Source organism: Mycobacterium sp. IDUB_3, from assembly GCF_055419585.1.
The window spans coordinates 1,567,584-1,586,658 of sequence record NZ_JBVAXZ010000001.1 but is presented as its reverse complement, the minus strand read 5'-3'; the positions used below and the strand labels follow the sequence as shown (position 1 = coordinate 1,586,658).

18 protein-coding genes are annotated in these 19,075 nt (G+C 65.4%); 10 read left to right on the top strand and 8 right to left on the bottom strand.

Going from position 1 to position 19,075, the window contains the following annotated elements; genetic code table 11:
- Nucleotides 1-36: 36 nt before the first annotated feature.
- The 4 genes from ACZYVJ_RS06855 to ACZYVJ_RS06840 all read left to right on the top strand — a co-directional run bounded on the left by ACZYVJ_RS06855 (nucleotide 37) and on the right by ACZYVJ_RS06840 (nucleotide 4,279).
- Nucleotides 37-858, top strand: coding sequence for an SDR family NAD(P)-dependent oxidoreductase (locus tag ACZYVJ_RS06855; RefSeq protein ID WP_463830322.1), 822 nt, complete (start codon nucleotides 37-39; stop codon nucleotides 856-858).
- 205 nt (nucleotides 859-1,063) lie between these two features.
- Entirely contained in the window at nucleotides 1,064-1,708 is a 645-nt protein-coding gene (locus ACZYVJ_RS06850; RefSeq protein ID WP_463830321.1) for a TetR/AcrR family transcriptional regulator, read from the top strand.
- Nucleotides 1,695-2,372: a hypothetical protein gene (locus ACZYVJ_RS06845; RefSeq protein WP_463830320.1), complete on the top strand. Its 678-nt coding sequence runs from the start codon at nucleotides 1,695-1,697 to the stop codon at nucleotides 2,370-2,372. The genes ACZYVJ_RS06850 and ACZYVJ_RS06845 overlap by 14 nt, the downstream gene beginning before the upstream one ends.
- A 2-nt stretch (nucleotides 2,373-2,374) precedes the next feature.
- Nucleotides 2,375-4,279, top strand: a complete 1,905-nt coding sequence (locus ACZYVJ_RS06840; protein WP_463830319.1) for a YhgE/Pip family protein — start codon at nucleotides 2,375-2,377, stop codon at nucleotides 4,277-4,279.
- A 9-nt stretch (nucleotides 4,280-4,288) separates the two neighbouring features.
- Here the strand turns inward: ACZYVJ_RS06840 and ACZYVJ_RS06835 are convergent, their stop codons facing one another.
- The gene (locus ACZYVJ_RS06835) at nucleotides 4,289-5,446 is read right to left on the bottom strand and encodes a Zn-dependent alcohol dehydrogenase (protein WP_463830318.1); all 1,158 of its coding nucleotides are present in this window, start codon (nucleotides 5,444-5,446) and stop codon (nucleotides 4,289-4,291) included.
- A complete protein-coding gene (locus ACZYVJ_RS06830; RefSeq protein ID WP_463830317.1) occupies nucleotides 5,443-6,675 on the bottom strand; it encodes a cytochrome P450 in 1,233 nt (410 codons plus the stop codon). The genes ACZYVJ_RS06835 and ACZYVJ_RS06830 overlap by 4 nt, the downstream gene beginning before the upstream one ends.
- 357 nt (nucleotides 6,676-7,032) lie before the next feature.
- Here ACZYVJ_RS06830 and ACZYVJ_RS06825 point away from each other — a divergent pair, with 357 nt between their 5' ends.
- The 3 genes from ACZYVJ_RS06825 to ACZYVJ_RS06815 all read left to right on the top strand — a co-directional run bounded on the left by ACZYVJ_RS06825 (nucleotide 7,033) and on the right by ACZYVJ_RS06815 (nucleotide 10,566).
- Nucleotides 7,033-7,992, top strand: a complete 960-nt coding sequence (locus tag ACZYVJ_RS06825) for an alpha/beta hydrolase (protein WP_463830316.1) — start codon at nucleotides 7,033-7,035, stop codon at nucleotides 7,990-7,992.
- 170 nt (nucleotides 7,993-8,162) lie between these two features.
- A complete protein-coding gene (locus ACZYVJ_RS06820; protein ID WP_463830315.1) occupies nucleotides 8,163-9,311 on the top strand; it encodes an acyl-CoA dehydrogenase family protein in 1,149 nt (382 codons plus the stop codon).
- Between the two features lie 10 nt (nucleotides 9,312-9,321).
- Entirely contained in the window at nucleotides 9,322-10,566 is a 1,245-nt protein-coding gene (locus ACZYVJ_RS06815) for an acyl-CoA dehydrogenase family protein (RefSeq protein ID WP_463830314.1), read from the top strand.
- On the opposite strand, the gene ACZYVJ_RS06810 is transcribed toward ACZYVJ_RS06815, so the two are convergent.
- Complete coding sequence (locus ACZYVJ_RS06810; protein WP_463830313.1) at nucleotides 10,563-12,530, bottom strand: SpoIIE family protein phosphatase; 1,968 nt, start codon at nucleotides 12,528-12,530, stop codon at nucleotides 10,563-10,565. The two genes, ACZYVJ_RS06815 and ACZYVJ_RS06810, sit on opposite strands and share 4 nt — an antisense overlap.
- Before the next feature lie 260 nt (nucleotides 12,531-12,790).
- On the opposite strand from ACZYVJ_RS06810, the gene ACZYVJ_RS06805 reads away from it, so the two are divergent.
- The 3 genes from ACZYVJ_RS06805 to ACZYVJ_RS06795 are packed head-to-tail and all read left to right on the top strand — an operon-like array spanning nucleotide 12,791 to nucleotide 15,117.
- Entirely contained in the window at nucleotides 12,791-13,291 is a 501-nt protein-coding gene (locus tag ACZYVJ_RS06805; RefSeq protein ID WP_463830312.1) for an oxidoreductase, read from the top strand.
- A 10-nt stretch (nucleotides 13,292-13,301) separates the two neighbouring features.
- Nucleotides 13,302-14,792 (top strand): molybdopterin-dependent oxidoreductase, encoded by a 1,491-nt coding sequence (locus ACZYVJ_RS06800; protein ID WP_463830311.1) that lies wholly within the window; start codon nucleotides 13,302-13,304, stop codon nucleotides 14,790-14,792.
- Between the two features lies 1 nt (nucleotide 14,793).
- Nucleotides 14,794-15,117 (top strand): hypothetical protein, encoded by a 324-nt coding sequence (locus tag ACZYVJ_RS06795; protein ID WP_463830310.1) that lies wholly within the window; start codon nucleotides 14,794-14,796, stop codon nucleotides 15,115-15,117.
- Here the strand turns inward: ACZYVJ_RS06795 and ACZYVJ_RS06790 are convergent.
- The 5 genes from ACZYVJ_RS06790 to ACZYVJ_RS06770 form a co-directional block, all read right to left on the bottom strand.
- Nucleotides 15,065-15,439, bottom strand: coding sequence for a hypothetical protein (locus tag ACZYVJ_RS06790; RefSeq protein WP_463830309.1), 375 nt, complete (start codon nucleotides 15,437-15,439; stop codon nucleotides 15,065-15,067). The two genes, ACZYVJ_RS06795 and ACZYVJ_RS06790, sit on opposite strands and share 53 nt — an antisense overlap.
- A gap of 94 nt (nucleotides 15,440-15,533) precedes the next feature.
- Nucleotides 15,534-16,739: an amidohydrolase family protein gene (locus ACZYVJ_RS06785; RefSeq protein ID WP_463830308.1), complete on the bottom strand. Its 1,206-nt coding sequence runs from the start codon at nucleotides 16,737-16,739 to the stop codon at nucleotides 15,534-15,536.
- A 98-nt stretch (nucleotides 16,740-16,837) separates the two neighbouring features.
- Nucleotides 16,838-17,869, bottom strand: coding sequence for a hotdog fold thioesterase (locus ACZYVJ_RS06780; RefSeq protein ID WP_463830307.1), 1,032 nt, complete (start codon nucleotides 17,867-17,869; stop codon nucleotides 16,838-16,840).
- Nucleotides 17,870-17,949: 80 nt separating this feature from the next.
- Nucleotides 17,950-18,312, bottom strand: coding sequence for a hypothetical protein (locus ACZYVJ_RS06775; protein WP_463830306.1), 363 nt, complete (start codon nucleotides 18,310-18,312; stop codon nucleotides 17,950-17,952).
- A 243-nt stretch (nucleotides 18,313-18,555) separates the two neighbouring features.
- Nucleotides 18,556-18,960 (bottom strand): DUF4440 domain-containing protein, encoded by a 405-nt coding sequence (locus tag ACZYVJ_RS06770; protein WP_463830305.1) that lies wholly within the window; start codon nucleotides 18,958-18,960, stop codon nucleotides 18,556-18,558.
- Nucleotides 18,961-19,075: the final 115 nt, after the last annotated feature.

The window sequence follows — 19,075 nt, the reverse complement described above, 5'->3', positions numbered from 1 at the left end:
GGGGTCCTCGCTACACTCCCCGTGGAGGTCGAGGCAATGGCGGGTAGGACGATCGTCATCACCGGTGCCAGCGACGGCATCGGTGCGGCGGCGGCCCGCCGGATCAGCCTCGGCGGCGACAACGTGGTGCTGGTGGGACGTTCGGAGAACAAGACCGCGGCGGTGGCCGCGGAGCTCGATGCCGACTACTTCGTCGCCGACTTCGCCGACCTGTCCCAGGTACGGGCCCTGGCGGACAAGATCCGGTCGCAGTATCCGCGGATCGACGTGCTGGGCAACAATGCCGGCGGAGTATTCTCCAAGCCACGGCGGACGGCCGACGGCCATGAGATCACCCTTCAGGTCAACTACCTTGCGCCGTTCCTGCTCACCACGCAGCTGCTGGACGTGCTGGTCGCCTCGCGAGCCACGATCGTCAATACGTCCAGTTCGTCTCAGCGGCTGCTGCGCAACGTCAAGCTCGCCGATTTCGACGCGACCGACCGGCGCCGGCCGAGCACCGCGTATGCGTTGGCGAAGCTGGCAAACATCCTGTTCACCAAGGAATTACATCGGCGCTTTTTCGCCGACGGCCTTGCGGTGGCGGTGGTCCACCCGGGTTTCGTCAACACCAACATCGGTCACTCGTCCGGCTCGCGGTTCTTGACCACCATGCAACGCACACCCGTCAGCCGAATGATCAAGACCGCGGATCACGGCGCCGATCAGCTGGTCTGGCTGGCGACCAGCGTGCCCGGTGTCGACTGGGTGGCCGGCGAGTACTACGTGAAAGGCAAGGCCGCCAAAGCCAATCGGGCCGCTGACGATCCCGTCCTCGCGCGTGAATTGTGGGATCACACGATGGCCATGCTCGCCTAACCGAACCTCGGCGCGAATTCGTCTGCGGCGTCGACGAGTTGGCCACCGCCGATGGCGGCGGACGCGACGGCGTCAGCGCTGATCGGTGTCGAGCCGGTTCCGTCGAACACCGTCTGCTGCGGATAACCACATAAAGTCGGCCATCTCCTGCCATCCCTTCGATACTGATTAGTATCCAGTCGATACCGTCGAGTATGCTGTGGCCATGTCGCCCGTCAAGCCGCACCGAACCCGCCCCACCCGCGGCGAGGTTCGTGACCGGATCCTGGACGCGGCGTCGAAGGTGTTCGCCGCCGAAGGGTTCGCCGGCGCCACGATCGACGCGATCGGCCAGTCCGCGGGCTTCACCAAAGGCGCGGTCTACTCGAACTTCGAATCCAAGGACGGACTGTTCTTAGCGCTGCTCGACCGCGAGTTTGAGCTCCGCGGTGAGCAGATCGCCACCGCGCTGGACAGCAGCGGCGGCGACGCCGGTGCGGCCGCACGCGAATTGAGCCGGTCATGGCTCGACTCGGTTCGCGACCATTCCGACTTTTACGTGCTGTTCGTCGAATATTGGCTGCGCGCCCAGCGTGACCCGCAGCTGCGCGAGCGCCTCATCGAACGCCGCCGCGCCGCCGCCGCCGACCAAGCGGTGCACATCGTCAAATCGACCCCCTCCGTGGCGTCCGATCGCGACCTGGCCGACGTCGCCCAGCTCGTCGTCACGATCAACCTCGGCATCGCGATGGAAGAGGTCCTGCGTCCCGGGACCATCAACCCCGACCTGCTCGCGCAGCTGATCACCGCAGTGCTGGAATCGGTCCCGGTTTCCGCCGATCAGGGAGAGCCTCACCATGGATACGAATGACGGGCCGAACGCTGCAGAACCGGTGATCACGGCCCGCGGTTTAGGCGTCGACGGCGAGCACGGCCCCCTCTTCTCGGATATCGATCTCGCGCTCGCACCGGGTTTTCACGCGATTCGGATGCCGGGCGGACCAGGGCAGACGACGCTGCTACTGACGCTCGCGGGACGCTTTAAGCCGAGCCGCGGCACGCTGACCGTCCTCGGTCAAACAACCCCGCGCGCGATCCGCCGGCACTGCGCGATCGCGGCCTTCGACGACATCGACGAGCTGGAGGAATCGGTGACGGTGGAGACCGTGCTCGCCGAGCAGCGGCGGTGGCTGGCGCCGTGGTACTCACTTGTGCCGCTGCAAGCCGGCCAGGCCGAGCTGACCGAGGTTTTCGGCGAGATGACCCCGCCGTCCCACGACACCTACATCGTCGAATTGTCAGACCTGGAACTGTTTTTGCTGCGCATCACGCTTGCGCTGCTGTCGAATCGTCCGATCCTGGTGGTCGGCGACCTCGAGCAGGTTCGCGACAATTCCCGGCGGGCGATCGCGGCCGACCGGCTCGGCGTGATTGCGGAGCAGCGCACCGTCGTCGTCGGGGTGACCAACCCGCTCGGCACCGACGCACCCGAGCACGAACTGCACGATCACCGCGTCCTGACCGGAGAGGACTGAATATGTTGGCTGGACTCGCCTTTGGCTCGGAGATCAAACGTTTCGGCCGCAGCCGATTGACGCGCGTGGCCATCGTTGTACTGATGCTGCTGCCCCTGGTGTATGGGGCGCTGTACCTGTGGGCGTTCTGGGATCCCTTCGGCCACACCAACAAGATGCCCGTGGCACTGGTCAACTCCGACCGTGGCGCCGTCGTGTCCGGGCAGCAGTTCAACGCCGGCGCGGAGATCGCCAAGAGCCTGACCGCGGACGGCGGCCTGGACTGGCACGTCGTGGATTTACCAGAGGCGCGCAACGGAGTAGACCATGGCAAGTACTACTTCATGGTCGAGTTGCCGCCGGACTTCAGCGCGGCGATCGCTTCGCCGGTGACCGGTCAGCCCAAGAAGGCCAACCTGATCGCCGTCTACAACGACGCCAACAACTACATTTCCACGAGTATCGGTCGTACCGCCATCGGCCAGGTCCTCAACGCCGTGTCCAGCCGGATCTCGGGACAGGCCGTCAATCAGATGCTGTCGGTGGTGGTTTCGTCGGGATCGGGTATCAAGCAGGCCGCAGACGGGGCCGCTCAACTCGATGACGGCGCCGGTCAGCTGGTGGCAGGTCTGGACACCGCGCGGTCCGGCTCGGCAACGCTTTCCGCTGGTGCCAAGCAACTGGCAGACGGAATCAACCAGGCCACCGACCCGCTGCTCGCGGTGACCAAGGCGGTGTCGCAAATCGGCGGCAGCACGCAGCAACTGCAGCAGGGCGCAACCGCGCTTCAGCAGGTCAACGACCAGATCGGTGCCATCGCCGGGGCGCAGGATGCCGCCGCAAACTCGCTTTCGTCGGTGATCGATCAGCTTTCCGCACGACAGGATCCGCTGGCGAATAACCTGCGCGGCATCCAAGATCAGCTCCGGGGTCACCAGTTCACGCCCCAAATCCGCCAGCAGCTCACCGACGCGCAGAACGCGGCGATCGCCATGACATCGGGGTTGCGTAACCCGGGCAGTCCCCTCGGGTCGGCGCTCGACCAGGTCGGCAGCAAGGGTCAGGAATTGACGAACAAGCTCACCCAATTGCGCGACGGAGCCCAGCAGGTCGCCACCGGCAACGCCGAATTGGCCGGCGGCATCGCCAAGCTCGACGACGGCGCACGACAACTCAAGACGGGATCCGCCGAGCTGGCGACCAAACTCGCCGACGGGGCCAAGCAGGTGCCCAACTGGACAACCCAGCAAAAGGAAGCGGTCGCCGACACCATCGGTGGTCCGGTGCAACTCGAGGCTTCACATGAGAATGCTGCGCGCAACTTCGGCACCGGGATGGCTCCGTTCTTTCTCACGCTCGCCTTGTTCTTCGGCGCCCTGGTGCTGTGGATGGTGCTGCGGCCCTTGCAGACTCGCGCGATCGCCGCGGAGGTGCTCGCGGTCCGGGTGGTGCTCGCCAGCTACCTGCCTGCCGCCGCGATCGCGGTATTCCAAGCCGTCATTCTCTACTGTGTGGTCCGGTTCGCGCTCGGTATGCACGCCGTGCACCCGGTGGCGATGCTGGGGTTCATGATGCTGATTTCCGGCGCGTTCGTAGCCGGGACGCAGGCGATCAATGCGCTCGTCGGCCCGGCGGTGGGCCGGGTGCTGATCATGGCCCTGCTCATGTTGCAGCTCGTCAGTGCAGGCGGCATGTATCCCGTGGAAACCACGTCGCGGCCATTCCAGGTTCTGCACCGCTTCGACCCGATGACCTATGGCGTCAACGGGCTCCGGCAGCTGATACTCGGCGGCATCGACACCCGACTGTGGCAGGCGATCATCGTGCTGGTTGGGATAACGGCTGTCGCACTGGCGATCTCCTGCCTATCGGCGCGAAGAGACCGGCTCTGGAATCTGAGCAGGCTGATCCCCGCGATCAAGATGTAGGCAGAGCTTTCAGCCGACGCCGAAATCGATGATGCCCCGAACGATTTTGCCGTTGAGCAGGTCATCGTAGGCGTCGTTGACCTCGTCGAGGTGATAGCGCTTGGTGATCATCTCGTCCAGCTGAAGCTGGCCCGTCTCATAAAGTCTGGCCAGCCGGGAGATGTCCGCCTTCGGGTTGCACGAGCCGAATATGGTGCCCGCCAACGTCTTGTTCATCAGGATGAAGTCCTGCAGGTCGATCTTGACCGACCGGGTCAACTGCGACGTCATGCCGGTGAGTACGCAGGTGCCGCCCTTGCGGGTGAGCTTCACCGCGTCGCGGACGTCCTCCGGGGTGATCAACGAGGGCGAGACCACCACCGCGTCGGCCATTACCCCGTAGGTCAGGCCGCGCACCAGGTCCAGCGCCTCGTCAATTGTCGCCGCGCTGTGTGTCGCGCCGAACTGCAGCGCCGACTTCTGTTTGAAGTCAACCGGATCCACCGCGACGATCTGCGCGGCGCCGTTGATGCGGGCGCCCTGGATCGCGCCCGTGCCGATCCCGCCGACGCCGATCACCACGACCGTATCGCCGGCGCGCATGTTGGACCGGTTGGCGACGGAACCGTAACCGGTCGGGATGGCGCAGGACAGCAGGGCGCTCGATGTCAGTGGCAGGTGTTGCTCGATCTTTACCAGTGAATTCGTCGATACCACAGTGTGTTCGGCGAAGGCGCCGATCTTGGCGATGTGGCCGAGGCTGCGGCCGTCGGCGGTGTGGTGGCGGAACGTGCCGTCGGTCGGCATCCCCGGGATCATGGTGCCGATACCGACGTCGCACAGGTACTCGATTCCGCTGGCGCACCAGCGGCATTGGCCGCACACGGCCACGAACGACATCACCACGTGGTCACCCGGCGCGAAGTCGGTGACATCCGGGCCGACCTCGCGCACGATGCCGGAGCCTTCGTGGCCACCGATCATCGGGAACATGGTCGGCAGCCCCATCGATCGCATCACATCGTTGGGCGCCGACATGTCACCTTTGAGGATGTGGTCGTCGGAGTGGCACAGGCCGGCCGCCGCCATCTGCACCAGGACCTCGCCGGCCTTGGGCGGATCGAGCTCGAATTCCTCGACGGACCAAGGGCCGCCGACATCGTGCAGGATCGCTGCGCGGCTTCTCATGCGGCGGGGGCGAACGTCACCGGAAGCTTGTTCGGCGACCGGAAGGTGAGCCCGACGATCTTGGATTCTTCTCCGGTTCCGTCGTCGGGCACGAACGCCAGATTCTCGACGCGGTCCAACAGGCTGTTCAGCATGACCCGGGTTTCCAGGCGGGCCAGGTGCATGCCGAGGCACATGTGGATACCGCCGGCGAAGGCGATGTGGGATTGCCGCGGCCGGCGGATGTCGAACGTATCGGGATCGGTCCAGCGGGTCTCGTCACGGTTGGCCGAGCCCATGCACATGTCGATCTGGGCCTCGGCAGGGATTGCCTTACCGCCGATTTCGACCTCTTCCGTCGTGGTCCGCATGACCATGGTCAGTGGCGTTTCGAACCGCAGGCCCTCCTCGATCGCCATCGGTATCAGTGACCGGTCCTGGTTGACCATCGCGAGCTGTTCGGGGTGGGTCAGCAGCAGGTACAGCAGATTGCCCGATGAGCGATAGGTGGTCTCCAGGCCGGCCGGGAGCAGCAACCGCAAGAAGGCGATGATGGCCTCGTCGGTGAGTTTCTCACCGTCGATCTCGGCGGCGACCAGGTCCCCGATGATGTCATCGGTGAGCTTGCGCCTGCGCTGCTCGACCTGTTTGAGGAAATAATCGTAGAGTTCTGCGGCGGCGTTCAATCCCGCCACGATGTCGGTCGGGATCGAGATCAGGTCGAGGGACAACCGCCGGAAGAAGTCCAGGTCCTCGGCGGGCAGCCCGAGCAGCGTCGAGATGATCCGGGTGGGAAATTCGAAAGTCACCGCCTTCACCAGATCGGCATGACCGTCGTTCTTGATCTCGTCGACCAGTCGATCGCAGACCGGCCCGATGACCGACGGTTCCCAGCGTTCCAGTGCGGTCGCGCGGAACGCCTTGGCCACCAGGTTGCGGTGATCGTGGTGTTCCCGGCCGCCCATCGCCAGGATGGTGTGTCCCATCACCAACCCGATCGTCTTGTCGTAGGCGGCCGACGTGAAGATCCGGTCATCGCGAAAGGCTTGGGATACAGCGTTGTAATCGAACAAGACCCACTCGTCACTGGGTCGCAGCTCTTCCGGCAACTGGGTGTTATCGCTCAGGGACCCGTGCCACACCGGGTCGGTGCGACGCATGTGTTGAAAAAACGGGTAAGGGCTGGTTTCACCGGTGAAATCGAGTGCGGGTACGACGGGCTGACCGTTCGGGTCGGTGCTGAGCGTCATCAGCGCTCCTCCTGAAACAACGGATAAGGCGGTTCACGCGGACCGGGTGACGAGTGCCCGCGATGTCCACGGCGGATGTACCGAGCGGAAAATAGCTATCATAGTATAGATAGCAACGAAGCCCAATGGCTGTGCCTGCCGGGCCGAACCGCGCATCGATTCGCGGCGTGTCGAGGGCCTACTCGATATGGCCCCATTCCTACCGCGGCACCGGCCCGCCGGGCGCGTTTCGCGGCGCTGAGCACCTGGTGTGTCACCGCCTAAAAGCGCAGGTCTACCTTGAAGGTGGTTTACGGTGAGGCTGACCTTCCGGGACCGGCGATGAGCCCGCACGACGAGCCCGAAAAATGAGTTGATATGACACAGACGAACTTGGCCCGGCCGCACGGCCTCAGCCGCATCGATCCGGTGCTGCGCGATGCCGCCGTGGAGTTGGGCGCCTTTGAATTCCGCGCCGAGACACTGCCGGCCGAGCGGGAACACGCCAACCTGCTGGCCGCACAGCGCGCCGCTGCGGCCGATACCACTGGCGTCTCCATTGATTCACGATCCATCGCAGGTCCGGAGGGTCAGCAACTGGGCCTGCGTCTGTACCGCGGCCGCACCGAATCCGCCGCGCCGCTGGTGGTGTACGCGCATGGTGGCGGGTTCGTCACCGGGAACCTGGAGACCGACCACGCGCACTGCGTGGAGCTGGCCCGTGACGGCGGTTGTCTGGTGGTTTCGGTCGACTACCGATTGGCGCCCGAAAATCCGTGCCCGGCGGCGCTCGACGATGTCGAGGCGGCCCTCCGTTACGCCGTCGCGAACAGCGCGGAGCTGGACGCCGACGCGAGCCGCATCGCGGTGATGGGCCGCGATGCGGGCGCGGCGCTGGTCGCGAGCTTGAGCCAGCGCATGTTCGACCAGGAAGGCCCGGCGATCCTGATGCAGATCCTGCACCAGCCGATGCTCGATTCCGATGCCACGCCGTCCCGCCGGGAGTTCCAGCGCACCCCAGGCCTCAACGGTCCGGCCGTAAGCCGGGCATGGAACCACTATCTCGGCGACGCCCGCGCCAGCGGTCAGCACGTTCCCGCGCACCGGGCCAATCTCGAAGGCCTGCCACCCACGTTCGTCAGCTGCTCCGAGATCGATCCGTGCCGGGATGAGGCCATCGACTACGCCAACCGGCTGTTGCACGCGTACGTCCATACCGAATTGCACGTGATCGCCGCGACCTTCAACGGCTTCGACTCGATGGTCCCCGATTGGATTGTTTCCCAGGAGAATCGGGCGCTGCACGCGCAGGCGGTCCGCCGCGTGTTCGCCATGTAGCGCTCGGCCCCGCTTTTACCGACTGAACTCCGGTATCTCTTACCGTATCGAGCGTTGCTAACATCAGAATCGGCAGCCAACCGAGGACCGATCGGGCGGATGAATAAACACTCAAACCGATTCCGTTGCAGCCGCAGCGATCGAATGTCAAGAAGGATCCCCTCGGCACAATGACCACCCTCGACTCTCCCGAAAAGATCCTTTTCACCTCGACCACCCAAGCCTTCCTGGAAAAGGAAGCGCCGCTGCGCCGGGTGCGGGAGCTGCACGCCGCGGGTACGTCGTTTGACCCCGGGTGGTGGCAGCGCGCCGCGGAGCTTGGCTGGACGGGCCTGCTGGTGCCGGAGGAGTTGGGCGGCGGAAGTGTCTCGGAGAACGGCTTCGCCGATCTGGCGATGGTCGCCGAGCAACTCGGCAAGACGGTGGCGCCCGGACCGCTGTACCCGGTCAGCACCGTGCTGGCCGGGCTTGTCGAGTGCACAAACTCCGGCGAGCACGCCGACGCCATCGAGGCGCTGATAGCGGGTGAATCGGTGGCGTCGTGGGCGGTTTGTGAGCCGGGTCGGGGCTGGGCACCGCTGGATCCGTCGGTCACGGCCACCGAAACCGACTCCGGTTACCGCATCGACGGCATCAAGGACCGCGTCGAGGCGGCCGCCCAGAGCGCGCTGCTGCTGGTGGTCGCGCGCTGCGGCGCGGGCGCCGAGATTCGTCAGTTCCTGGTCCCGACGGACGCACCGGGGGTCCGGATCGAGCCCCAGCAGTCGGTCGATCTGGTCAAGCAATACGGCCGGGTGCACTTCGACGGCGTCGTGGTGCCGCGGTCGGCGGCCGTCGGCGCCGCCGGCGAGACGCCCGCGCTCGTCGATCGACAAAGCCAGATCGCCCAGGTGCTGCAATGCGCCGAGGTGGTCGGTGCCCTGCAGACGGTGTTCGACCTCACCGTGCGGTGGGCGCTGGACCGGCACACCTTCGGTCGGCCGCTGGCGTCGTATCAGGCCCTCAAGCACAAGTTCGCCGACATGAAGCTCTGGCTGGAAGCCTGCCGCGCCACCACCTCGGCGGCGGTCGCCGACGTGGCCGCCCGCGCGCCGGAAGCGAATTTGTCGGCCAGCATCGCCAAGTCCTACGTGGGCGAGATGGCGGGTCAGATCATCCAGGCGTGCGTGCAGATGCACGGCGGCATCGGCGTCACCTGGGAGCACGACCTGCACCTCTACCTTCGCCGGATCACGTTGTACCGCGGCATGTTTGGGACGCCAGAGGAGCATAATCTGCGCGTATACGAGTTCGAAAAGGCGGGTCGCTCGGCGAAATGAGGAAGATCCGATGACGTCGACCGAGTCCGTTGCGGAGTTCGCCGCACGAGCCAGGGCATGGCTGGCGGACAACATGCCCGCCATCGACAGTGAGGCCCCGCCAGCCGCGCCACGTGACGAGGAACGGTCCTGGCTGAGGGCCAGAGAACTGCAAAAGCGTTTGTATGACGGCGGATTCGCCGGCATCTGCTTCCCCCGCGAGTACGGCGGCCTCGGGCTGGACTACGAATACCAGCAGGCCTTCGACGTCGAATCCCTCGACTACGAGATGCCGTTGATTCTCAACACCCCGACGTTCACCATCTGCTGCGCCACCCTGCTCGACACCGGCAGCGAAGAGCAGAAGAAGCAACACATCGCCGCGGCGCTGCGCGGTGACGAAGTTTTGGTGCAGTTGTTGAGCGAGCCCAGCGGCGGATCGGACCTCGCCGGTGTCCTCACCCGGGCCGAGCGGCGGGGCGACCGTTGGATCATCAACGGCGCCAAGACCTGGAGCACGAGCGCGTTCGCCGCCGACTACGGCCTGTGTCTGGCCCGCACCAACTGGGACGTGCCCAAGCACGAGGGCCTGACGATGTTCCTGGTACCCATCGCGCATCCGGGAATCACGTTGCGGCACATCACCATGCTGAGCGGCTCCACCGAATTCTGCGAAGAGTTCCTCGACGGTGTCGACGTCGGAGATGACGCCGTCGTCGGCGAGGTCAACGGCGGCTGGGCGGTGGCGTCCCGGCAGCTGTACCACGAACGCCGAGCGGTGGGGCAGGGGTCCGAGTTCGCCAGCGGCAGCGGCAGCGAGGGCGGCAACACCATTCCGGTTGACTACGTGGCGCTCGCGGAGAAGACCGGGCAAGCCGACAACGAACGCGTGCGCGAGATGGCCGGTCGCGCCCTGGTGCACCGCGCGGTGGCCGAGCAACTGATCGGTCACGTGTACCGCAGCGTCAGGGACGGCGCGCTGCCGCCCGCCGCGGGAACGCTCATCCGGCTGTTCCATTCCGAGACGACCACCACCGACGTCGACACAGCGCTGGCGATCGCGGGAAGTGCCGGCGTGGTGGGGGAGCAGGGCGCCGGACTCGAAACGGGCCTGCGCTATCTATCCCGGCAGACGGTCGCCATCGGCGGCGGCACAACCGAGATGGCCCGCAACGTGATCGGCGAGCGGGTGCTGGGGTTGCCCCGGGAGTACGCCGCCGATCGCGGGGTTCCGTTCAACCAGGTGCGGCACGGCGACCGAGCCGACCGGACCTAACCCTCGGCGACGACGTTCTCGGCCAGGCCGCTGACCACAGGGATCTGTACCAGCGACAGCACGTGGTGCGCCGGGCTTCCCGGCGGGGCCACCAGTACATACTCGCTGCCCTGTCGGCGCGCCCGCTCGCGGGCGGCGGCCAGCGCGCTGACTCCCGCCGATCCGAGGTGGGTGACAGCGCTGAGATCGACCGTCAATGGTGCGACGCCGGAACGGCTTTCGACCGCGATCTGACGGTCCAGGGTGGATGCGGTGATGGAGTCGACATCGCCGCTGACCACAATGCGGCCCGGTTCGCTGACCTCGGAGACGAATTCCGCGCTGACCGCCCGCCGATTGGTTGCCCGGCCGACAATCGAGTCGGTGACGAAATTCGCCTGCCGCGAGAGTTGGTGCGTCACACTGGCGGTCGTCCCGTCGGCGCCATGACTGACATGTGCCTGCGACACCAGGGCCTCGGCCATGGCGAGGCCGCGGCCGCGGCCCGTCTCGCCCTCGCGGTGATCCTTCCAACGTCCACGGTCGGTCACTGAGGCGTGCAGGTTGCCATCGCCCGACAGCGTCGCCTCGACGACAACGCCGTCGGGGACCTCGGTGGCATAGCCGTGCTCGACGGCGTTTTCGACGAACTCCGAGATCGCATGCACCACATCGGAGATGTCGTCGGCGTCGGCGCCGATGTCCGACAGCCATTGCCGCAGGCGGGTGCGTACCGCGCGTGCGGTCCGGATGGTCGCATCCAGCGTAAGGTGCAGCGGTGCGGCCGGTGTCCGACGTTGCGCCGCAAGAAGTGTCACGTCGTCGCTGTAGCCCGTCGAACGCAGCAGTAATTCCAGTGTCTCCGAACAGATTCGGTCGATCGGTCGCACCGATGACTCGATGACGAAACCGCGCTGGCCGCCGACGATGTTCGCGGCCAGCTCGGCGAACTCGGCGGTGCTGGCCACCAGCGGCCGGCCGGGTCGTTCGATCAGGCCGTCGGTGTACAGCAGGATCGAGTCGCCCACGTCGAGGAATTCGGTGCGCACCGGAAAGCCGGTGCCGCTGCCGAGCGGACCGCCGCCCGAGGGCTCGAGATAGCGCGCGGTGGCGTCCGCCGTGACCAAGAGCGGCGGCGGGTGTCCGGCGGTACAGTACCGGAATTCGCCGGTGCCGAATTCGAGCGAGCCGACGCAGATGGTGGCCGTGTTCGACCCGGGGACGTGCTTGCGGAATCGGTCGACCGCCTCGAGCGCCTCGGCGATCGGATACCCGGCGACGACCTGCATGCGCAGCGCGGTCCGCAGCTGCGACATCACCGCGGCGGCTTCCACGCCGTGGCCGACCACGTCTCCGACGACCAGCACCAGCCGGTCCCCGAGCGGTATCGCGTCGAACCAGTCACCACCGGCCGCGGTGTCCTCCGCGGCGACGAGATACTGCGCGGTCACGTCCGCGCCGGGGACGATGGGTACCGACGGCGCCAATAGCGCCTGCTGCATGACGGTGGCGGAATCGCGGACGTTGCGATACCGCTCGGACACCTCCTCGAGGCGAGCTTCGGCGGCCATCCGTGTCTGCACCCGGCTGGTGACGTCGACGAATGCGAGCTGCACGCCCTCGATCGAGCCATCCTCCGCGCGTCGCGCCGTGACAATGAAGTCGAAGAAGTGTTCCTGGGCGCGTCCCTCGCCTTCGAAGTCGGCCTGCACTCGCCATTCCGTGCCCGACTGCGGCTCGCCTGTTTGATATACCCGGTCGAACATCTGGAGGATTTCCTGGCTCTCCAGCTCGGGATAGATGTCGCGCACAAATAACCCAATGGAGTCAATTGGCGGACTGAGCGTGCGGTAAGCCGCATTGACCGCGACAAATCGATGGTCGGGCCCCTCGAGGCCGACCAACAGCGCGGGAACGTGCTCGAAGACGCGGCGTACGTCGTCTGCCGCACCGACGGTTCTGTCCCAGTCCTTTTCGGCCACCATCTGGCCGTCCTCCTAGCAGCATCCGAGCGGCCCGCAAAGCGGAACCGAGTCGAAAACCGGGTCAAATTGGCTGACCTATTTGCACACGTAGGAGTTCAGATTAGCAATCGTTCTTGCATGCGCATTGCAACGGTTTGATACCGGCCGCACATGTGTCGGCAAATTCGCTGACAAATGCAATTGACGGCTGCGAAAATCGCGGCTCCGCTAAACCGCGGAACAGCCCGTTTGCGGATGTGCGGGGCGGGTACCTCGCACTCGTGGCCGATCTCGTGGTGCGACGCACGACGGCGCTCTGGCGGCGCCTCCTGTCGTCTCCGGTACTGACCTTGAACGGCTGGGTGGCCTTCAACCTGCCGCGCGCGGTGACCGCGCTGGGCGGCGGTCTGCTCACCGGGCTGGTGGCGGTGCACGTCTACCTGCTGGCCACCGAGCCCGGCCTGCCGCGGTATTTCGCCATCTACGTGCTGGTGCTCGCGACCGGCTGCCTGACCGCGGCGGGCGCCATGGTGGTCGGAATCAAACCTGCTGTGCCCCAGGCCGGTTGGTATCTCGGCAGTTTGGTCTGCTCGGCCTATCTCGCCGTGTATCTGGTCACCCGCTGGGTCAGCCTGCCCGGGCTCGGCACGATGACCGCCCGGTGGGACTTCGCGCCCGGAACATTGGGGATGGCTTGCGCGGCGGCGTTTATCGCCGTGCACACGACGGTGCTGTCGGGCATCAACGTGGCCTACCCACGACGCCAGCAGTGGTACGACTAGGGGCCCAGGCATGACGACGTTGGACTATCCGGTATGGCTGCGCATCGATCATTGGCTGAACGTTTTGTTCGTGACCCTGATCTTGCGCAGCGGTATCGAGATTCTGGCCACCCACCCGAAGCTGTACTGGCACGACGACAGCAAGCCGGGCACGGAGTGGGCACGCTTCACCCGAAAGGTGATGCCGCGGGACAGGATCTACGACACCCTGGATGAGGAAGAGGACTACAGCCCGTTCATTTCGTTGCCCGGCCGCGCGCAGCTCGGCGTGGGCCGCCACTGGCACTTCTTTGTGGTCATCGGCTGGATTCTGCTGGGGCTGTCCTACTACATCCTGTTGTTCGCCACCGGCCAGTGGCACCGCTACTGGCCTGCCTCGTGGTCGATCTTGCCCGAAGCGTGGGACGACATCGTCACCTATCTGACGTTCAATCTGCCGCCGGTGTTGCCCGGTGAGCCGCTGGACGCCATGCAGAAGCTGACCTACGCCGGGGTCGTCTTTGTTCTCGCGCCGTTTCAGATCCTGACCGGGGCCGCTCAGTCGCCGGCGATCGAGGCGCGGTTCCCCTGGTACGTGCGAATGTGGGGCGGTCGGCAATGGGCGAGGAGCTTGCACTTCCTGGGCCTCGTCGCGTTCCTGGTCTTCATCGTGATTCACCTGTCGATGATTTTCTTCTGGGGCTGGGGCAGGCTCACCGCGTCAATGATTTTCGGGGCCGTCCGCAATACCTATTGGGCGACCACGATCTCCCTGCTGATCATTGCTGCGATCATCGCCGTCCATGTCGCGGCGACGATCTGGAGTCTGCGCAACCCGCGGTCGGTGCAGCGCGTGCTGGGCGCCGTCGTCACCGCGGTTCGCCTGCTGCTGCTGCGGCCGCTGAACTCCCGGCAGAACTATCCGAAGCACAAGATCTCCGAGCAGCACCGCATCAACGGAAAGCCGCCCACCAGTACGGAATACAAGGTGATGGCGGTGCACAACTTCGTGGACTGGCGGCTGCGGGTCGGCGGGCTGGTGGAAAATCCGGTGATTCTGGACCTGAGCGCGCTGCGCGCGCTTGCCGAGCCGGAAACGCAATGCGTGATGCACAATTGCGTCCAGGGCTGGACCAGCATCGGCGAATGGACCGGCGTTCATCTGCATCAGTTGGTGGACTTGGTGCGACCGCTGCCGCAGGCGCGCTACATCTGCTTTTTGACGATGCAGGACAACAGCACCGACGAGCCGGCGTCACACGGCGGAGGCCAGTTCTATGAGGTGCTCGACCTCGAGTTCGCCGACAAGCCGCAGACCCTGCTTGCCTACGAAATGAACGGCGCGCCGTTGCCGATCAAACACGGTGCGCCCTTACGCCTGCGGGTGGAAACTCAGGTGGGCTTCAAAATGGCCAAGTGGATCAACCAGATCGAATTCGTCGAGGACTATGCCGGGATCGGCATGGGCACCGGCGGCTGGCGCGAGGACCGCGTGTACTACGACAAGGACGTGGAAATCTGAGATGACCGACACGGTGACCGAGGGAGTCGGGATACGCCCCGAGCTGATCAGCTTGGATGCGGTGGCGCAGCATCGCGTACTCGAGCAGATCGCGGCGAAGGGTGGGCACTGCGAAGCCTGCGGCGCAACGGATTTCGCCGTCGGCGGCGCCCTGTACCTCGGTTTCCTGTTCTTGAACGAGGATGCCGATGCCTACATGGTCGCGCTCACCTGTCGCAACCCGGATTGCCCCAAGCCGCGGACCGCGATCAGATTGCGCGACACCGACTTTCTCACCTACGCAGGAAGCGACTCGGACGCTTGCGGGCGCGACGCCCCCGGCTAGCCTGACCGTCCGTGGATCCTGGGAGCTGCGGCCGTGCGAGGTCGAATCGCTCTATCAGAGGCGACAACTCGCGTAACTGGTCGCACAGCGATTGAAAGCGCCGCTGATCGTCGTCGCCGAGTTGTCCCAGCGAACCGTAGTGCGCCACGCGCGGCAGCCGTCCCGCGAGCGCGGCGCCCCACCGGATGCTCAGGTCATAGATCTCTTCGTCGTCGACGTCGTGGCGCTGCCCGAGTCGTTGCAGCGCTTCGATCTGCTCGGTGAGGAACGCGAGGTCGTCATCGATACTGACCGGTGTCCCGTCATGCGGTGCCACGCTCATCTGCCCTCCATCCGCCGCTGGGCGCGAGTCATCGACGGTCATGTCGCCGAGTACCCTTCGACGGTCCGGCTACACCGAGCGACCGGTCAAGCGATCAGGCCGAGACCGGCTTCTTGGCCGGAGCGGACACCTTCATGAGCTTCATCAGGTTGCCGCCCATGATCTTGGCGATGTCGGATTCAGAGAAGTCGGTGAGCTCGTCGACGAAGCTGATCGGGTCTTTCAGGCCCTCGGGATGGGGCCAATCGGAGCCGAACATCACCCGGTCGGTTCCGACCATGTTGACGATCTCGGTGAACCGGTCCTCCCAGAACGGAGTGATGTAGACGCACCGCTTGAACGCCTCGATCGGGTCCTCGCTGAACGACTGCGGCATCTTCTTGTAGACGCCCTTGAGGCCCTTGAACAGGTCTGGCACCCAGTCGGCGCCGTTCTCGATGGAGAGGATCCGCAGCTCTGGGTTGCGCGACAGGGCGCCGTGGCACACCAGCGCACCCATCGCATCCAGGATCGGCCGGTGGCCCATCGCGAAGCTGCGGAATGGGGTCGGCTTGAACGGCAGGAACTCGTCGCCGGGCTCCCACACGTTCGCGAATTCGGAGTAACCGCTGTCCGAAGCGTGCATCGAGACCGGGATCTCGGCCTTGATGCAGGCCTGCCAGAACGGGTCGAACTCCTCGAGCCCGAAGGAGCGGCTGCCCTTGAAGCCGGGCACCGGCGCGGGCCGAACCAGCACGGTGCGCGCGCCGCGCTCGAGACACCACTGAAGCTCTTCCAACGCGCGATCAACGATCGGCAGCGTGATCACCGGGGTGGCGAAGATGCGGTCCTGATAGTTGAACGTCCACTGCTCGTGCATCCACTCGTTGAGCGCGTGGATGACGTCGTGGGTCATCTCCGGGTCGTCCTTCATGCGCTCCTCGACCAGGCTGGCCAGCGTCGGGAACATCAGGGCGTAGTCGATGCCGAGCTCGTCCATGACCTCCAGCCGCGCGCCCGGTTCGCGGAAGGCGGGAATGGCCTTCATCGGCTCGCCGAGGATCTCGCGGTAGGTCTTGCCCTGCGCACCGTTGCGGAAGTAGTCCTCCTGGGCGCCTGGCTTGGCGACCTTCTCGAAGGTCGGGTTGGGGATGTACTCGCTGATGTGGCCGCGCACAACGATTTTGGTGCGACCGCGAACCTGCACGTAGTCGATGACGTTCTTGCGCTTGTCCGGAAGGTACTTGGTCAGCGCTTCCTGCGGCTCGTACATGTGGTTGTCGGCGTCGAACACGGGAAAGGAAAGTTCGCGAGAGGGCATGGCGATCTCCTTGCAGAAGCCTCAAGTTCTCACTGTGTGGTAACGACGTTACCACTTTTGCGTAATCAGGTGTACCGGGTCTGCGATCGCCGGCTGGCTCAAGCGTCCGGCCAGCTTGGGAGCTTGGGTGTGGTCCCGTCGATCACCGCGAAGTTGACGGTCGCCGTCGCGAGCAGGTCGTCGTCGCCGTCGCCGTAGATGTCTACCTGCATCACCATCGCTCGTCGCCCGGATCGCAGCATCGTGGGCACCGCGAAGGCCGAGCCCTGGCGGACCGGCCGCAGGTAGCGGATGAACAGATCCGCGGTGGTCATGGTGGTGCCCGGTTGCAAATAGTCCAGCCCGAATTGCCCGCCCGCCACGTCGACGAGCGTGGCGATCAAGCCGCCCTGCAGCGCGCCGGACGTGTTGACGACAGCGGGGCTGACCGGCATGGTCATAGCGAATTCGCCGTTGCGGGTGCCGGGCCGCATGCCGATCTGGGCGAACAGCTCGGCCAGCGACGGGGCGGCCGATTCTTCGTCGGTGTCGCGGATGCCCAGGGCGCGGCTGCAGAAGTCATAGAGCTGGCCGACGTCGACCGGTGTTCCGTTCAATTCCGAACCGAGCCAATGCAATCGCTGCGCGCCCATCATCGTCTGCATGACGATGGCGGCCGCAGCGCCGACGTCCAGGCCGGGGTTGAAGACCCCCTCGGTGATGCCCTGCCCGACGATGTCGCGAATCAGGCCGTGCAGGGGAGAGAGCACCCGGGCATATTCGCGGGGCCGGGTCTCGGCCAGGTGTTGGTTGTAGAGGGTCAGAGCCCGATTGAGGCTGTCCTGGGTACTCGACTCCGGTTGCTGGCTGAGCCGGTCGATCAGCAACTTCAGCGCCGAGGTGCTGTCCAGCCCTGTGGTTTCGGCGCGCCACGACTGCACCGATTGGGCGATGGTTCGGTCGAACAGCGCCAGCAGCAGTTCGTCCTTGCTGTTGAAGTGTTGGTAGAAGGCACGCAGCGACGTCTTGGAGCGCGCGACCACCTCTTGCACGGTGAAGTCGGTGCGGCCCGTCTCGCCCAGGATCGCCACGGCGGTCTTGATGAAGCGGTCGCCGCGGGTGATCTCCACGTCGTCGCCGGGATCGGCCATGAGCGATTGGTCCCCTTTCAGAGCGCGCTGGCCGCGCTATGAGAATGAGGTTACCGCGCCTGGCGGCCGGGAGGTGGCGCTTACGCCTTGGGGCAGAAGATCCCGAGTATCTGCTGGCAGTTGTCCCTGGTGATGAGGGCCGGCGGCGGCGGGGGCTTCGGAGGCGGGTTATCGCCGTCCCAGATCATGTTGGAGACATTGCCCATGCCCGGCCAGAGGTAGTAGTAGGTGTGACATACGTTCATGCCCCAGCCGCGGAAGGGGTCCGTGACGTGGTTACCGGTCGCCGGCAGCGGCTCGCCCGGGCACCAGTGGTGCGCCGGGCCCCAATCGGGGTTGTCGGCCTGGGCGGCTCCTGCGCCGAGCCCCGCACCGGCCATCGCCAGACCACCCGACAGCAGAGCGCCGGCAACGAGCCTTTTCATGATGTGGATGCGGGCCACGACACGTCCTTTCGCTGCTGCCGGCCGTAGTTGTTGCCGACGATTGGCAAAAGTCTTGCGTCTGATTCCGCTACCGATCCCAAACTGTGGGAACTAGACGGGGCGGGGGTTCCGGGTCGGGCGGATGACCTCGAGTGGTGAGTGGTTGCGCGCCCGACTCGTTTCGCAGGCGATGCGGGCTGCACGGTTATGCCGGCGCTCGCGGGCGACTGACCCCGCGCGGTTGTCGGCGCGGGCCTCGCGCTAAATGTTGCCCTTCGACCACGCCCAGGCAGTGAGTCGCCAGTTCCCGTCAACCTTGCGGAGTGCCGCAGAAAAGCCCGCGTCGGTTTGGTGTACTGCTTTGCCCTGGCGGTTGTAATCGAAGGTCGCGGGAACGAACACGTACGCGTAGTCGCCGGTGACATCGACATGCTTCGGCTCGCCGAGTCCGATGCAGTAATCGGTCACCCCGAGGTGTTCGCCCTCGGCCAGTGCGTCCGCGTACCAGTCCTGCGCGGCAGTAGGTCCCTGCCACACGTGGGGCGCCATTCCGTCAAGAATCTGCATCGGGTCCGCGCACGCCGTGGCCATCGCCTTCGTGTCACCGCTATCGAAGGCATCGACGTATGCCCGTACAGCCGCCATCGGGTCGTCAGAGTTACTCATAACCGGCGACACTAGTTGCACTCCCGGAATCACTGTAAAGGTTGCACAAATCATGTTGGCGGGAAAGGCATTTCAGGTTGAATGCGTGCGTCGCACCGCCCTGAGAGTGGGGATC